The 14,887-nt window shown below is 64.1% G+C and carries 14 protein-coding genes and 1 riboswitch; of the genes, 12 read left to right on the top strand and 2 right to left on the bottom strand.

Features of this window, described 5'->3' with window-relative positions:
- Positions 1–15: 15 nt before the first annotated feature.
- Positions 16–672, bottom strand: a complete 657-nt coding sequence (locus ACMX2H_RS04385) for a GntR family transcriptional regulator (protein WP_414959137.1) — start codon at positions 670–672, stop codon at positions 16–18.
- A 158-nt stretch (positions 673–830) separates the two neighbouring features.
- Between ACMX2H_RS04385 and ACMX2H_RS04380 the strand changes: the two genes are divergently transcribed.
- From ACMX2H_RS04380 to ACMX2H_RS04340, 9 genes are all read left to right on the top strand, one after another.
- Positions 831–1,910 (top strand): Rieske 2Fe-2S domain-containing protein, encoded by a 1,080-nt coding sequence (locus ACMX2H_RS04380; protein ID WP_414959136.1) that lies wholly within the window; start codon positions 831–833, stop codon positions 1,908–1,910.
- Positions 1,911–1,918: 8 nt separating this feature from the next.
- On the top strand, positions 1,919–2,368 hold the full coding sequence (locus ACMX2H_RS04375) for a hypothetical protein (protein ID WP_414959135.1): 450 nt from the start codon (positions 1,919–1,921) through the stop codon (positions 2,366–2,368).
- Complete coding sequence (locus ACMX2H_RS04370; protein WP_414959134.1) at positions 2,356–3,423, top strand: succinylglutamate desuccinylase/aspartoacylase family protein; 1,068 nt, start codon at positions 2,356–2,358, stop codon at positions 3,421–3,423. Before ACMX2H_RS04375 ends, ACMX2H_RS04370 begins: the two co-directional genes overlap by 13 nt.
- Positions 3,424–3,488: 65 nt before the next feature.
- Entirely contained in the window at positions 3,489–4,436 is a 948-nt protein-coding gene (locus ACMX2H_RS04365) for an ABC transporter substrate-binding protein (RefSeq protein WP_414959133.1), read from the top strand.
- A gap of 18 nt (positions 4,437–4,454) precedes the next feature.
- On the top strand, positions 4,455–5,393 hold the full coding sequence (locus ACMX2H_RS04360) for an amino acid ABC transporter permease (protein ID WP_414959132.1): 939 nt from the start codon (positions 4,455–4,457) through the stop codon (positions 5,391–5,393).
- Positions 5,390–6,187, top strand: a complete 798-nt coding sequence (locus ACMX2H_RS04355; protein ID WP_276606323.1) for an amino acid ABC transporter ATP-binding protein — start codon at positions 5,390–5,392, stop codon at positions 6,185–6,187. Before ACMX2H_RS04360 ends, ACMX2H_RS04355 begins: the two co-directional genes overlap by 4 nt.
- A gap of 17 nt (positions 6,188–6,204) precedes the next feature.
- Positions 6,205–7,161: a PDR/VanB family oxidoreductase gene (locus ACMX2H_RS04350; RefSeq protein ID WP_414959131.1), complete on the top strand. Its 957-nt coding sequence runs from the start codon at positions 6,205–6,207 to the stop codon at positions 7,159–7,161.
- Positions 7,162–7,246: 85 nt separating this feature from the next.
- Complete coding sequence (locus ACMX2H_RS04345; protein WP_414959130.1) at positions 7,247–8,794, top strand: amidohydrolase; 1,548 nt, start codon at positions 7,247–7,249, stop codon at positions 8,792–8,794.
- A gap of 87 nt (positions 8,795–8,881) precedes the next feature.
- Positions 8,882–9,661 (top strand): CPBP family intramembrane glutamic endopeptidase, encoded by a 780-nt coding sequence (locus ACMX2H_RS04340; protein ID WP_414959129.1) that lies wholly within the window; start codon positions 8,882–8,884, stop codon positions 9,659–9,661.
- 153 nt (positions 9,662–9,814) lie between these two features.
- Here ACMX2H_RS04340 and ACMX2H_RS04335 read toward each other — a convergent pair whose 3' ends face one another.
- Positions 9,815–10,456 carry a VOC family protein gene (locus tag ACMX2H_RS04335; RefSeq protein ID WP_136784190.1) on the bottom strand — a complete coding sequence of 214 codons (642 nt, stop codon included), beginning with the start codon at positions 10,454–10,456 and terminating at the stop codon, positions 9,815–9,817.
- A gap of 202 nt (positions 10,457–10,658) precedes the next feature.
- A riboswitch (SAM riboswitch) is annotated at positions 10,659–10,773 on the top strand.
- A gap of 67 nt (positions 10,774–10,840) precedes the next feature.
- Between ACMX2H_RS04335 and ACMX2H_RS04330 the strand changes: the two genes are divergently transcribed.
- From ACMX2H_RS04330 to ACMX2H_RS04320, 3 genes are all read left to right on the top strand, one after another.
- A complete protein-coding gene (locus tag ACMX2H_RS04330; protein WP_414959128.1) occupies positions 10,841–12,166 on the top strand; it encodes a bifunctional o-acetylhomoserine/o-acetylserine sulfhydrylase in 1,326 nt (441 codons plus the stop codon).
- A gap of 80 nt (positions 12,167–12,246) precedes the next feature.
- The gene (metX, locus tag ACMX2H_RS04325) at positions 12,247–13,317 is read left to right on the top strand and encodes a homoserine O-acetyltransferase MetX (protein ID WP_414959235.1); all 1,071 of its coding nucleotides are present in this window, start codon (positions 12,247–12,249) and stop codon (positions 13,315–13,317) included.
- 186 nt (positions 13,318–13,503) lie between these two features.
- Positions 13,504–14,871, top strand: a complete 1,368-nt coding sequence (locus ACMX2H_RS04320) for an extracellular solute-binding protein (protein ID WP_414959127.1) — start codon at positions 13,504–13,506, stop codon at positions 14,869–14,871.
- Positions 14,872–14,887 lie beyond the last annotated feature (16 nt).

The following is a 14,887-nucleotide window of genomic DNA, read 5'->3' as shown; positions in this document are numbered from 1 at the left end:
ACGGGGCGCGGGTATTCAGCCGATGTGTTCGTAGCGGTTGGGGTCTTTGACGTCGTGGCAATGCGCCAGCACCTCGACGGCGCGGTCCGGATCCTGGTCCTTCAGGGCCTGCAGAATGCTGCGGTGATCGTGGATGACCTTGGCCTGGTGGTCCGGCCCCTGCCGGTAGGTCAAGGTAATCCTGTGCTGGATGGGGTGGTTCCAGATGGAGGAAATGACACCGCGCAGGTAGTCGTTGTCAGCGGGCTCCACCAGGGCCAGATGGAACGCGCGGCCTAGCCGGAACAGTTCGCCGCTGTCCTGCGGGTCAACGATCTCCGTCTCATCGATGAGGCCTCCCAGCCGCACCAGCTGCTGGGGTGTGTAGGAGCCGATGGCGTTCCGTACCGCGAGGGATTCCAAGGCGTAGCGGACCTCGAAGACGTTCTCGATCTCGCGCTCGTCGAGCTGGTTGACGATATAGCCCTTGCCGGGGACCAGAGTGGTCAGTCCCTCCAGCGTCAGTTGGGTGAGCGCATCGCGGACAGGTGTGCGGGACACGCCGTATTGCGCAGCCACCCCCTCCTGGGCCAAAGCGGAGCCCGGCTTGATGGTCCCGCTGATGATGTCGGCGCTCAGCTGCTCATGGACGCGGACCGCCAGCGGCCTCACGTCATTCGGTATCGCAGCCACGATGGCCTCCTTCTGTTGTTCTTTGTGCACTCTAGCGTTCTGGGGGCAGCAGGACTCGCAGCGAGCCGGTAAATCGGGTGAAACGGTAACGTGCTGATGCTTTTACGGAAAGTGCTTGACGTCACATCCGCGCTCTGAATACAGTGTATACACACGTGATGGAGGAGAACCCAAAAATGTATGTGCTGAACACTTGGTATGTTGCTGCGTGGTCAACGGAGGTCACGCGCAAGCCGGTGCGCCGGGTCATCTGCGAGCAACCGATCGTGCTGTTCCGGACCCAGGACAACGAGGCCATTGCCTTGGCGGACCGTTGTGCGCACCGCGCCTTCCCGCTCTCCGAGGGCCGGACCGTCGGTGACTCGGTGGAGTGCGGCTACCACGGTTTCACTTACGGCCCGGACGGCATGTGCACCAAGGTGCCGGCGCAGACGTCGATCCCGGAACGCGCCAAGGTGCGCAAGTACCCGGTGGTGGAGCAGGACGGCTGGATCTGGGTCTGGACCGGCGATCCGGAGCTGGCCAATCCGGCCGACGTCCCCGACACCCACTGGATGGTGGACCCGGAGTGGGCCACTGTCACCCACTCGTACCACTTCAAGTGCCGGGCCGACCTGATCCACGACAACCTATTGGACCTGACCCATGAGTCCTTCCTGCACCAGACCACGGTGGGTGACGACTACATCTACGAACACGGGATCACCGTCGAGGTCGACGGCAACGTGGTCAGCGTGGACCGCCTGATGCCCTCGGTCGAAGCGCCGCCGCTGTACGCCGAAACCATGGACGCCCGCGGACTGTTCGACCGCTTCCACTGCACCGAGTTCTTCGTCCCGAACCTGCATGTGCTGCACTCGGGCATTACCGGCGAGGGCAAGCCGCGCGAAGAGGGCTTCCTGATCAAGGTGTTGAACGGCATCACGCCGATCGACGCGCACAACTCCTGGTACTACTACGCTTTCAGCCGCAACTTCGCCGTCGACAATGAGCAGGCTACCGAGGACCTGCGCGTGGGCCTGGCCACGGTGCTGGACGAGGACGCTTCCGCGCTGGAGGCACAGGAGATTGGCATGCAGACCCGCCCCGAGGGCGAGTTCGACGTGCTGATCGCCCAGGACGGCGGCGTGGCCCGCGCCCGGCGCATCCTGGCTGCGCTGCTGAAGCAGGAACAGCAGGCGAAGGATGCGGCCCGTCCGGCCGCCCGCCGGGAGCCGGTTGCTCCCAGGACGGCATAGGTTCCGCCATGTGGATGCTGATCAGAGCCAACCCGCTCGGCGGCGAAACCGCCGCCGAAACGGGAGCCAAGATCCTGGCCGCGTGTCCGGACTCTGCCGAGCGCGGCGATCCGTGGCGGTGGACGGTTCAGCTGAATGAAACCGGCCCCGAACCCACAGTAGAACTGGAGGCCGATGCCAGCTACATCGCCTCCGAAAGCCACCGCTATATCGGCGGCTACACCGGCACGCTGCAGCGCGGACCCGGCGAGCAGCTGATTGTGACCGGGCTCGGCGGCGAAGCGCTGGTCGCGGCAGTGGACGGGCCTTGGGAGCGTTGGTTGCGGCCCGGCGACGTCTTTATCGTCGAAGGCGAGGACGCCGAGACCATCCGGCTCTCGCTCGCCGCCGGAGAATCAGCCGTCCAGGTCATCACCCTCGCGCCGCGGAAGGCCAAGGTGCTGAGGTGGGTCCCTTGATCGCCGGCAGCGTCGAGGCGCAGCAGCGTGCGAGGGGCCACGTCCTGCACGGGATCGAACTGGGCCGGCCCGGCAAGCAGTTGGGATTCGCCGGGCTGTCGCATTCGGACAACGTCCACGACAACGGACTGATCCCGGTGCCTGTTGCGGTCATTTCCTCCGGGACAGGACCGACTGCCTTACTGGTCGCCGGCACGCATGGCGATGAATACGAAGGCCAGGTCGTGTTGCACGAATTGATCCGGTCGTTGGAACCCGAGGAAGTGAACGGGACGGTGATCATCGTCCCTGCGGCGAACGCACCGGCGGTGCGGGCCGGCACCAGGGTGTCGCCGATCGACGGCGGCAATCTCAACCGCAGTTACCCAGGCGGGGAGCGCGGCGGGCCCACGGACCAGGTTGCCGACCTCATCTCCGGAGCGCTGCTTCCACTGGCTGACGTTGTTATCGACCTGCATTCGGGCGGCTCCAATTCCACCTACCTGCCCAGCCTGTTCATCTACCGGGGCCCGGACGAGCAGGCCTGGGCGCGGAAGGTTTCGGCGGCGCGTGCCATGGGATTGCCGTACGTGATGGCAGTGGCGCCCCGGCTGGAGCCTGGTTCGCTCAGTACTGCGGGAGACGACGCCGGTGTGCTGACGCTTTCCACCGAGCTGGGCGGGGGAGGCACCGTGCATCCCGGAATTCTGGCAGACGCGCGGCGCGGCGTGCTCTCCCTGTTAGCCCATGCCGGAATCCTGCCGACGCAGCCCGGCACCGAACCACCACCGTCTCCTGGGCAGGCCGCCGAACCGGTCTGGCTGGAGCTGGTAGCGGATTCCCCGGTCATGACCACCACCCCAGGGATTTTCGAACCGCTGGTGGAACTCGGTCAGCGGGTCCGGGCGGGCGATCCCGTCGCCCGGGTTCATGCCATCGACGATTTGACGCGTGCGCAGGAGGAATACACAGCACGTGTGGATGGCATGGTCGCCATTCTGCGCCGACCGGCGATGGTGGCACACGGCAACTACCTAGTGCACATTGCGCCTGAAATCGAAGCACCGAGGCACTGATCGTCTCCTGACCAGTGCGCACATCCATAACCGGACAACGCTGTCCGGACTATGAAAGGAAAGTCATGCGTCATTCTCGTTACCGTGTCGCCCGTTCCACCGTCCTGGTCGGATCGGTCCTGCTGGCTCTGTCCCTGAGCGCCTGCACCAACGCTTCCCAAGCCGTACCGGAATCCGCAGGATCTGCCGCGCCGGCCGGCTCCGATGCCTCCGCGGAAGCCGTTGCCCTCAACGAAGCGGCCCGCGACCTGCTGCCCGAGAAGATTCGGACCGCCGGAACCCTGCGCGTGGCCTCGGACCCCACTTACGCGCCGTTCGAGTACTACGACACCGACAACAAGACCATGATCGGTTACGACGTCGACTTCTCAGACGCCATCGGCGCCGCCCTGGGCCTGAAGATTGAACACGTTCCCGCGACGTTCGACACCATCCTGCCGGGTCTGGCCTCCGGGAAGTACGACATGGCCATGTCGACCTTCTCGATCACCCCGGAACGCGAGAAGATCGTCGACTTCGTGGAGTACCTCGACGGCGGCTCCGGCGTCGCCGTTCTGCCCGGGAACCCGAAGAAGATTTCCATGGACCCGATGAGCATGTGCGGCTTCAAGATCGCCGGGCAGAAGGGCTCGATCCAGTCCATGGAGTACCTGCCTGAATTCTCCAAGGAATGCACGGCAGCGGGCAAGGAAGCGATTAATATTCAGAACTTTCCCGGGCAGACCGATGCAAACCTCGCCTTGGCATCCGGTCGCGTAGACGCCGTCGTGGCCGACAGCGTCTCCTTGGCCTACCAGGCAAATGAAGCCGGAGGCGAATTCGAACTGGCCGCTGGAGAGGACTACGAGCCAACCCCCACAGGCATCGCCCTAGCCAAAGACAGCGGCCTGCAGGAAGCAGTGACCGAGGCCACCCGAGGCATTCTGGACAGCGATTACTACGAGGAAATGCGCGCCAAATGGGGGCTCCCGGAGTCGGTGCTGATCACCTCTGAAGCCCTCGACCAGAAGTAACGGAGAGGAAGCAGCCGCATGACTGCCGTGACTACCCGAAGCGAGCAAACAGCCCCTACCGCCGATGGCTACACCGTCGTCAAGGCCAAGCATCCCGGCCGGTGGCTGGCCGCAGCGGTGATCGTTGTGATCGCCGGACTGCTGGCGCGGTCCGTGATGACCAACCCCAACTTCGGCTGGGACGTCGTCGGACTCTACCTGCGCGATGTGTCCATTGGCCGGGGCATCCTGGTCACGCTTGGCCTGACCGCGATCAGCATGGCCATCGGCATCGTGCTCGGAGTCGTGTTCGCAGTCATGCGGCTCTCCGTCAATCCAGTAGTACGCAGTGCCGCCTTCGCCTACGTGAACTTCTTCCGCGGCACGCCGGTGTTGGTGCAGTTGCTGTTCTGGTTCAACCTGGCTGCACTGTATCCGGTCATCACGCTCGGTATTCCCGGCGTCGAACTGGACGCCAACCAGTTGATCACCCCGATGACGGCAGCAATCCTCGGCCTTGGCCTCAACCAAGGCGCCTACATGTCCGAGATCGTCCGGGCCGGGATCCTGTCCGTGGACCACGGACAAACCGAGGCAGCGGAGGCCCTGGGCATTACCCGGATGCAGACCATGCGCCGGGTGGTGCTGCCGCAGGCGATGCGCGTGATTATCCCGCCCACCGGCAACGAAACCATCGGCATGCTCAAGACCACCGCTTTGGTCAGCGTGATCTCGGTGCCGGAGCTGCTCTACTCGGCGCAGATCATCTACGCACGAACGTTCGAGACCGTGCCGCTGCTGATCGTCGCCAGTCTCTGGTACCTGCTGATCACTTCGATCCTGACCATCGGCCAGTACTACCTGGAGCGGCGCTTCGCCCGCGGCAATCAGCGGAACCTGCCGCCCACGCCACTGCAACAGCTGAAGCGGTTTTTCGCCACGCATGACGCGCTCTCCCTGAAAGGCACCAAGAAATGACGGTTACGCACGGCGTTGAGCCGATGGTGAAAGCCGACGCCATCTGTAAGAATTTCGGCTCCAACCAGGTGCTGAAGGGCATTGACCTGCACGTCCAACCAGGGGAGGTGGTCTGCCTGATCGGTCCTTCAGGATCCGGCAAGAGCACGTTCCTGCGCTGCATCAACCACCTGGAAACGGTCGACGGCGGCCGCATGTGGGTCAACGGCAAGATCGTGGGCTACGACCTCAAGGGCAGCAAGCTGTATGAACAGAGCCACAACGACATCTGCCGCAGCCGCACCGAAGTCGGCATGGTCTTCCAGCAGTTCAACTTATTCCCGCACATGACCGTGATGGAAAACCTGATCGAAGCACCGCGGCTTGTCCGCAAAGAGAAAAAGGCCACTGCCATGGCCCGGGCCATGTCCCTGCTGGAGAAAGTCGGACTGGCGGAAAAAGCCGACGCATATCCACGCCAGCTCTCCGGCGGCCAGCAACAGCGTGTCGCGATCGCCCGCGCGCTGTGCATGGAGCCGCAGTTGATGCTCTTCGACGAGCCGACCTCGGCCCTGGACCCCGAGCTGGTTGGCGAGGTCCTGAAGGTCATGAAGGACCTGGCCAACTCCGGCATGACCATGGTGGTGGTGACGCACGAGATGCATTTTGCCCGCGACGTCGCCGACCGGGTGGTCTTTATGGCGGACGGCTATGTGGTGGAGCAGGGACCTGCCCGCGAGGTCATCACGAACCCGCAAAACGAACGCACCAAGGCCTTCCTTGCCTCGGTGCTCTCCGAACCGGCCGCGGCCTGACACGGCGGAGGTGAATCATGACCGAAGAATTTTTCGACGTCGAGGTCCGCTCGATCCGGCGTGAATCCAGCAGCGTGGTCTCGTTGGAGCTGGAGCACCCGCTGGGGGAGGACCTGCCCGAATGGGAAGCCGGCGCTCACGTGGACGTCCTGCTGCCTAACGGCCTTTTGCGCCAGTACTCGCTCTGCTCGGAGCCGACCTGCCGCTCCGCTTGGCGTCTAGGCATTCTGCGCGAACCCGAGGGGCGCGGCGGTTCGGCCTATGTGCACGACTTGCTGAGACCTGGGACCAAAATCCAGGTCCGGGGACCGCGCAACAACTTCGTCTTGGCCCCCGCCAGCAGCTATGTCTTCATCGCCGGCGGCATCGGTATCACCCCGATTCTGCCGATGATCCGCGAGGCCGCAGCGCTTGGAGTGCCCTGGCGCTTGGTTTACCTGGGCCGCAGCCGCTCTTCGATGGCTTTCCTTGAGGAGATCCAAGCGCTCGGTGGAGATGTTCACATCCACGCCGACGACGAGAGCGGACTCTACCCGCTTGCCGAACTGTTGGCGGACCAGCAGCCGGACCTGCACGTCTATGCCTGCGGCCCCGGACCGCTGCTCAATGTCATTCAGTCGCTTGCCGACGGCTGGGAGGAGCCCGGACGCTTCCACTGTGAGCGCTTTACAGCCACGGGCGAGGCCAAAGCGCCGTCGGAGGGCGGGGACACGGCCTTCACGGTAGAACTCGCGGACGGGACAGAAGTCCCGGTTGGATCCGATGAAACCATCTTGCAGGCCCTCGAAGCGGTCGGGATCAACCCCCTGAACTCCTGCCGTGAAGGAATCTGCGGCACCTGCGAGACGGCGGTGCTGGGCGGCGAGATCGATCATCGTGACTCGTTGTTGTCCGACGACGAACGCGAAGCCGGTGACACCATGATGATCTGCGTTTCACGGTGCAAGGGCAAACGACTGCTGCTGGACCTTTAGAAGCGTCTGGGTTTCCAGAAAGGAGATTCTGACGGTGGAAAGTGAGCAACCGGTACGGATATTTGCCGCGAAACGAATCATGGCCATGGACGGAACGGAACCGGAGGCCTTTGCTGCACAGGACGGCAGGATCATTGCGGTTGGATCCCGTCGTGGATTGTACGCGCGGTTTCGGTCGGCGGAGCGGATCGACCTCGACGGCGCCTTGGTGGTCCCGGGCTTTAATGACGCTCATAGCCACGTCTCCCAAGCGGCGTTGGCCCGCGTCCGGGTCGACCTTGCCGGCGTCACCGATGCAGAAGAGCTTCGACGGATGATGAGTGAACGTGCTGCACTGGTAGGCGAGGACGATTGGGTGCTCGGACACGCGTTCGACGAACGGAATCCCGGCCTGGGAGGGATTGACCGTCGTTTTTTGGACGGAGTATCAGCGACCCGGCCGCTGGTGCTGATTCATTACAGTTTCCACAAAGCGGTGGGCAACAGCCGGGCCCTTGAAATGATGGGATACCGCAGCGCGCAAGACGCACCGGCCGGTGGAGAGCTGATGACCGATGCCGACGGTCGGTTGGATGGGTGGATGTACGAACGGGCCTGGCTCGATCCCTGGCTGCCCGGGCTTCAGGGAACATCCGTCGCTTCACCCGGCGAGATGGGTGCGCAGGTCGCCGCCCTGCGTGCCGTCAACGACGAGATGCATGCAGTCGGCATCACTTCCTATTGCGATGCGATCGTTACCGCGGTGGAGCAGGACATGTATGCCGCGGCGCTGGCTGACAACGTCCTGACACCCCGCGTGAACATGCTGCAGTGGTACAGCTGTTTTGATGAGACGGCCGAACCGCCCTCCTTCGGCACACCGGATCGCTTGCGGCTGGCTGGTGTAAAGATGATGCTGGACGGGGCGCTGTCCGGCGGCACCTGCCTATGCCAGCGTCCCTACCAAAGCGCGACGGGGTCGGACAACGGGCTGCAGATTCTCGGAGACGAAGAGTTCGCCGCCACCGTCCGCCGAGTCCATGGCGCCGGGCAGCGAGTGGCCGTCCACGCCAACGGCGACGCCGCCGTCGACAAAGTATTGCAAGTCTATGAATCCCTGCCGCCCCCGGCGGGTCACCGGATGAATCACCGCATCGAGCACTGCAGCATGGTCGATGACTCGCTCATTGCCCGGATGAAGTCCATCGGCGTCACGCCCGTTCTCTTCGGCGCCTTCATCCACTTTCACGGGCAAGAAATCTCCTCCTTCTATGGGCCGGACTGGTCGCGAATGATCTGTGCCCACAAGTCCCTGCTGACTGCCGGCGTGGAGGTTGCCGGCTCGTCCGACTACCCGTTAGTGCCTGCCGACCCGCTCATGGCCGTGCAAAGCATGGTCACCCGGCGAAGTTCCGAGGGTCTTTTGCTCGGTCCGGAGCAGCAGTTGAGTGTGTCGGAGGCACTGGGGGTCTATACGGTCGGCTCAGCGCATGCGACCGGGGAGGGCCACATCAAGGGCCGACTTACCGTCGGGCGACTGGCGGACTTCGTCGTGCTGGACCAGGATCTGATCGCGATGGAACCGTCCGAAATCGGTACAGCCGGGATCCGCTCCACGTGGGTCGGAGCCGAATGCGTGTGGCGGAACTCGTGAATCGCCGTCTCACTCCATTCTGACAGGACAGAGGAATCCGGTTCGGTGAGCGACTGCCCGCCGTCGACACACGGCAAGATAGTGGCTATGGACAAGCAGAAGGTCGTCACTGCGAGCGCACCGCACACGCTGAGGTACTACCGGGCCGAGGTGCTCATCGTGCTCGGGCTCTCGCTGGGGCAATCCGCGGTCTACGCTGTGGTGAACCTGCTGGAAAAGATGACCCGTGCGCCCCTGGCCTCGCAAACAACCACGCTGAACCCGGTGCTGAACCAGCGGGAAGTGTTCGATTTTGTCTACCAGATGCTCGGCATTATCTTTGCGCTGGTGCCGGTGGCCCTGGTGCTGTTCCTGATGACCTCGGCAGGCCAGTCGGCCTTCCGGTCGATCGGCTTCACCTTCTCCCGGCCCCGGGTGGACTTTGGCCTGGGCTTCCTGCTGGCCCTGGTGATTGGTGCCGGCACGTTGGCGGTCTACGCCGCCGGCCGGGCGCTGGGGATCACTACCGCTATTGTCCCCGCGGCCCTGGATGAATATTGGTGGACCGTGCCGGTACTGGTGCTGTCAGCCCTGCGCCACGCCATCCTCGAAGAAGTGGTCATGGTGGGCTACCTTTTCGACCGGTTCGCTAAGTTCGGCTGGGGGATCTGGACCACGATCTTCGTCAGCGCCGCCCTGCGCGGGACCTACCACCTGTACCAGGGGATCGGCCCGGGTATCGGGAACTTCCTGATGGGCCTGGTGTTCGGCTACGTCTATTCGAAGGTCAAGCGGGTGATGCCGCTGGTGATTGCGCACGCACTGCTGGATATTGCGGGCTTCGTCGGCTATTCGCTGGTGGGGCCCGCCATCGGCATCGGGAACTAAGCCCGCACTTCGAGCGGCCAACCGGGATACGCATGGGGAAGGAACATGCAGAAGGCCCCCGTTCCGTCTCTGGCACCGCCCAATGGGGGTGGAGCAAAAGACCGAACGGGAGCCCACTGCGAGCCTTGCTACCGCGGCAGAAGCATCGGAACCTTAGAGTTCGACGATGCCGTGTGCCGTTTCGAAACGAACCGACATGATGCCCGGGGTACCGTTCGGGGCGGTCCAGGCAACCTTGACGTCGTCGAGCAGGTCGTCCACCGGGGTGCCCAGCCAGTCAGCCACGCGGTCCGACGAACCGGCAATGGTCAGACCGATCAGCTTGACGGTGGCCGGACGGGCGTTGGAAGGATGGAGCGCCTCGGTCCCTTCATCCCAGCGCAGCATGTAGGGAACCTGCGGGTCGGCGATCAGGCCCTTGATGCCGATCTGCTGCCAGCTCAGTTCCTGTCCATCCGGGAATTTGCGGTTTCCGGGAACCGCGTGACGGCCCAGCCGTTCTTCGAACGGGGTCAGGTCGTCCACTTCCACACACCAGCCCATCCAGCCGCCGCCGGCTTCAGACCGGGCACGCACAGCCTGGCCGAAGGGTGCCTTGTCGGACGCGGGGTGGTCCAGGACCTCCACCACTTCCAGGTAGTGGTGGTCAGTCAGGGGGAAGATCATATTCCGGGTGCCGAAGCGGGGGTGCACCCCGCCCTTGACTGCGTCGATACCCAGGGCCTTGGAAATCCGCTCTGAGGTGGCAGCCAAACCGTCGGGCTCAACAGCATAAGAAACGTGGTCGAAGCGCATGGACATATCTTGGCACTTTGTGAACCCTCTCTCGACTTAGGGTGACCTAAGTCACTCAGTTTTCGGCGTGCTTCTCCATGTCAAGCCTTGACACCGAGGATGACCCGACAGGCCGGCAAAGCAGGCCAGAGCGGCCCGATGCGGCGGTCATAAGGTGTCATATTGTTGCGGCCGGCCGGGCTCTCCGCAGAGACTGTACGCAGGTCATGAGTGCCAGCGTGAAACCCCGGTTTGCTGGCCGGCAACCCTCCAACCGCGGTGGGGTGCCCCGGGTGAAGACCAGGCAGCCGCCACAAGGCGGTGCGCAAGCGCGGGTCACACCCGGGATAGACATGCCGGCACGGCCGGATCCCGGATGACCCCTTCCATTGAAGGAGTTGCACCATGTCCAATGCAGACTGGTCCTTTGAAACCCGTCAGATCCACGTCGGCCAGGAGCCGGATGCCGCCACCGGTGCCCGCGCCCTGCCGATCTACCAGACCACGTCGTTCGTGTTCCCCAGCGCCCAGAGCGCCGCGGACCGCTTCGCCCTCTCCGAACTGGCACCCATTTACACCCGGATCGGCAACCCGACCAGCGAGGCCGTCGAAGCCCGGATCGCAAGCTTGGAAGGCGGCGTCGGCGCGCTGCTGCTGGGCTCCGGCCAGGCCGCATCCACGTTCTCCATCCTGAACCTGGCCGAGGCCGGCGACCACATTGTGGCCAGCCCCAGCCTGTACGGCGGAACCTACAACTTGCTGCGTACCACGCTGCCCAAGTTCGGCATCGAAGTGACCTTCGTCGAGGACCCGGACAACCTGCAGCAATGGCGCGACGCGGTGCAGCCGAACACCAAGGCGTTCTTCGGCGAAGTGGTCTCCAATCCGCGCCAGGATGTGCTGGACCTGGAGGCCGTCAGCAGTATCGCGCATGAGAACGGTGTGCCGCTGATCGTGGACAACACGCTGGCCACCCCCTACCTGATCCGCCCGATCGAATGGGGCGCGGACATCGTGCTCCACTCGGCCACCAAGTACCTCGGCGGACACGGGACGGCGATCGGCGGCGTGATCGTGGACGCTGGAACCTTCGATTTCGGGGCCGATCCGGAGAAGTTCCCGGGCTTCAACATCCCGGACGAGACCTACAACGGGCTGGTCTTCGCCCGCGACCTGGGGGTAGGAAGTGCGCTCGGCGCCAACCTCGCCTACATCCTCAAGGCCCGCGTGCAGCTGCTGCGCGACCTGGGCTCGGCCATCTCTCCGTTCAATGCCTTCCTGATCGCCCAAGGTTTGGAAACGCTGAGCCTGCGCGTGGAGCGCCATGTGGCCAACGCGCAAAAGGTGGCGGAGTTCCTCGAAGCGCACGACGACGTTGCTTCCGTTGCGTACCTCGGCCTGCCGTCGAGCCCGTGGTACGACCGGGGCCGCAAGTACGGACCCAAGGGGACCGGCGCCATCGTGGCGTTCGAGATCAAGGGCGGCATCGAGGCGGGCAAGCGTTTTGTGGATGGCCTTGAATTGCATTCTCACGTGGCCAATCTCGGTGATGTGCGCTCGCTGGTGATCCACCCGGCGTCGACCACCCATGCCCAGCTTTCGGTCGAGGAGCGGGTCTCCGCCGGCGTGACCGACGGACTGGTCCGGCTCTCGGTGGGCATCGAGAACGTCAATGACATCATCGCCGATTTGGAGGCCGGGTTCCGCGCCGCCAAGGGCTCGGACGACTAGGCAAGCAGGTAGAACGCAGCGTGACGATCGTGCAACCGCAGGAACTGGTGGACCAGGCGACGGATGGCATCCTGCGCAGGATGCCTGTTGGTGCGCTGGAACTGGAAGCCGGCGGCTACCTGCCCGAGGTGGTCCTGGGCTTTGAAACCTGGGGCACGCTGAATGCGGATGCGTCGAATGCGGTCCTGATCGAGCACGCCCTGACCGGCAGCACGCATGTGGCCCGGGGCGTCTCGGACGAGGACGGCTGGTGGGACGACCTGGTTGGTCCCGGTGCCACGATCGACACGGAGCGCTATTTCGTGGTGGCCGCCAACATGGTTGGCGGTTGCTACGGCTCCACCGGTCCGGCGTCGCCGGCACCGGACGGCTCGCCGTGGGGTTCGCGGTTCCCGTTCGTCACTATCCGGGACTCGGTCCGGGCCGAAGCGCGGCTGGCCGATGCGCTGGGCATCCGCCGCTGGCATGCCGTGCTCGGCGGCTCGATGGGCGGGGCGCGTGCGCTTGAGTGGGCTGCAACGTTCCCGGACCGGACGGCCCGCTGCGCAGTCATGGCCTGCGGGGCGGCCAGCACTGCCGAGCAGATTGCTTTTGCCCAGGCCCAGGTCGCAGCCATCCGGCTGGACCCGCACTTTGCCGGCGGCGACTACTACGGCGGTCCCGCCCCGGACGCCGGGCTGGGCATCGCCCGGCGGATCGCCCACATCAACTACCGTTCGGAGCCGGAACTGGAGTACCGGTTCGGCCGCTCGGCGCAGGCGGAGGAACAGCCGTTCGGCGGCATCACACCTGCGGCCCGCGGCCGCTATGCGGTCGAAAGCTACCTGGACTACCAGGCGGAAAAACTGGTGTCCCGCTTCGACGCGAACAGCTACATCCTCCTCACCGAGGCCCTGGTCAGCCACGACGTATCCCGCGGCCGCGGCTCGCTGGAGCAATTCCTGGGCGGCCTTGAGGAGACGGAGTTCTTCATCGCGGCGGTGGATTCCGACCGCCTCTACTTCCCGGAACAGTCGCGGCAGTTGGCCGAGGCGCTGCCGGGATCGGTCAAGGTGCACACCATCGAAACGCCGCTGGGCCACGACGGTTTCCTGACCGATGTCCAGCAGCTGCATGACGAGCTCAGCCAGGCGTTTTTCCCGCAGTCCTGACCGCTGCTGCTGCCAGTGCGCCCGCCCGGACCCGGACATGGGCGATGATGTCCGGGCCTAATATTGCAGTTTGATCACGGTTGAAAAGAATAAATCCATTTGATGGAGCCCGTCGGTAGCATGCCCGTAGGCTCGCGACCACGCCAACGGCGTCTGGCCCGGAAGCCTCCACTACGAGGGGGAACCATGCTGCGTGACTACCGATTCAAAGTGTCCCTGATGGCCGTCGGAGTGCTGGCGCTGGCCGGCTGCGCCGGTGGCGGCGGAGGCGGAGAGGAGGGAACCTCCCAAAGCTCCGCACTGCGGATTGTGTACCAGACCACCGAGGCCAACGCCACGATGGATGAGGTGATGAAGAAGGCGAAGGCCGACTTTGAGGCTGCGCACGACGGCGTGACGGTCAACTTGGAACCCATCACCGGCAGCGACGAGGACTATGCGACCAAACTCGCCTTATCCCAGCGATCGCCGGACACCGCCCCGGACGTGTTTTACGAGGACACCTTCAAGATCCGTTCGGACGTTGATGCCGGCTACCTCCTGAATCTGGATCAGTACTTGGCCGGGTGGGACGACTGGGCGAATTTTAATGAGGGGGCCAAAGAAGCCGGCCGGGCGGACGACGGCAGCATCTATGCTGTCCCTCTGGGCACCGATACACGGGCCATTTGGTACAACAAGAACGTCCTGCAAAAGGCCGGGGTGGACGTCCCCTGGGCTCCGAAGGATTGGAACGCCATCCTGGAGGCGGCCCGCGCCATCAAGTCCTCGCAGCCGGACGTGGTCCCGTTTAACCTCTACGCGGGCACGGGTACCGGCGAAGGAACCGTCATGCAGAGTTTCTACCAGTTGCTCTACGGTACCGGCGACACGCTCTATGACGACGCTGAAGGCAAGTGGGTGGTCGGTTCGCAGGGCTTCATCGATTCGCTGGCCTTCCTGCAGACGCTCTATCAGGAGGAGTTGGCCGTCACTCCGGCCGAGGCCCTGGACCCGAACGTGTGGCAGATGGTCTTCGGCCAACTGTTTCCCGAGGACAAACTGGGCGGAACCGTGGAAGGCTCTTACTCGCCGTCGTTCTGGCAAGAGGGAGGGTTGGTGGACTGGCCCGAATATGGTGACGTGATGGGCGTGGCCCCGTTCCCCACGCAGAACGGACAGGAGCCGGGTGCGGTCAGCATGTCCGGCGGTTGGACCCTGGCGGTGGGAGCCAATACAGCGAACCCCGATCTCGCGTTCGAGTTCCTCACAGAGGTCATGAACCAGGAGAACTCGCTGCAGTACACCGTGGCTAATTCGCAGATCGCAGTCCGTACCGATGTGGCCAAGGACCCCGCCTACCTGGACGCCAATCCTTTTGTGGGCGATGTTTCCGAACTGGTCTCGGTGACGAATTACCGGCCCGCCACAGCCGACTACCCGCAGATATCCACCGCCGTCCAGGAAGCCACCGAAGCGGTGATGATGGGGAAGAAGACGCCCGCGGAGGCCGCGGCCGAGTATGACGCCGCCGTCACTGACCTTGTCGGCGCAGAAAACACAGTACAGAAGTAGCCGGCAGTGACAGCCG

The sequence above is a fragment of the Arthrobacter sulfonylureivorans genome (assembly GCF_047607445.1).
GTDB classification, from domain to species: Bacteria; Actinomycetota; Actinomycetes; order Actinomycetales; family Micrococcaceae; genus Crystallibacter; species Crystallibacter sulfonylureivorans_A.
The sequence above is the reverse complement of the archived record's forward strand: the minus strand, read 5'-3'. Positions and strand labels throughout refer to the sequence as shown.

What these genes read in the sequence shown, in the direction of transcription:
- ACMX2H_RS04380 (WP_414959136.1), top strand. Translation starts at nt 831, where the DNA reads ATGGAGGAGAACCCAAAAATGTATGTGCTGAACACTTGGTATGTTGCT.
- ACMX2H_RS04375 (WP_414959135.1), top strand. Translation starts at nt 1,919, where the DNA reads ATGTGGATGCTGATCAGAGCCAACCCGCTCGGCGGCGAAACCGCCGCC.
- ACMX2H_RS04365 (WP_414959133.1), top strand. Translation starts at nt 3,489, where the DNA reads ATGCGTCATTCTCGTTACCGTGTCGCCCGTTCCACCGTCCTGGTCGGA.
- ACMX2H_RS04360 (WP_414959132.1), top strand. Translation starts at nt 4,455, where the DNA reads ATGACTGCCGTGACTACCCGAAGCGAGCAAACAGCCCCTACCGCCGAT.
- ACMX2H_RS04355 (WP_276606323.1), top strand. Translation starts at nt 5,390, where the DNA reads ATGACGGTTACGCACGGCGTTGAGCCGATGGTGAAAGCCGACGCCATC.
- ACMX2H_RS04350 (WP_414959131.1), top strand. Translation starts at nt 6,205, where the DNA reads ATGACCGAAGAATTTTTCGACGTCGAGGTCCGCTCGATCCGGCGTGAA.
- ACMX2H_RS04345 (WP_414959130.1), top strand. Translation starts at nt 7,247, where the DNA reads ATGGACGGAACGGAACCGGAGGCCTTTGCTGCACAGGACGGCAGGATC.
- ACMX2H_RS04340 (WP_414959129.1), top strand. Translation starts at nt 8,882, where the DNA reads ATGGACAAGCAGAAGGTCGTCACTGCGAGCGCACCGCACACGCTGAGG.
- ACMX2H_RS04335 (WP_136784190.1), bottom strand. Translation starts at nt 10,456, where the DNA reads ATGCGCTTCGACCACGTTTCTTATGCTGTTGAGCCCGACGGTTTGGCT.
- ACMX2H_RS04330 (WP_414959128.1), top strand. Translation starts at nt 10,841, where the DNA reads ATGTCCAATGCAGACTGGTCCTTTGAAACCCGTCAGATCCACGTCGGC.
- metX (WP_414959235.1), top strand. Translation starts at nt 12,247, where the DNA reads ATGCCTGTTGGTGCGCTGGAACTGGAAGCCGGCGGCTACCTGCCCGAG.
- ACMX2H_RS04320 (WP_414959127.1), top strand. Translation starts at nt 13,504, where the DNA reads ATGCTGCGTGACTACCGATTCAAAGTGTCCCTGATGGCCGTCGGAGTG.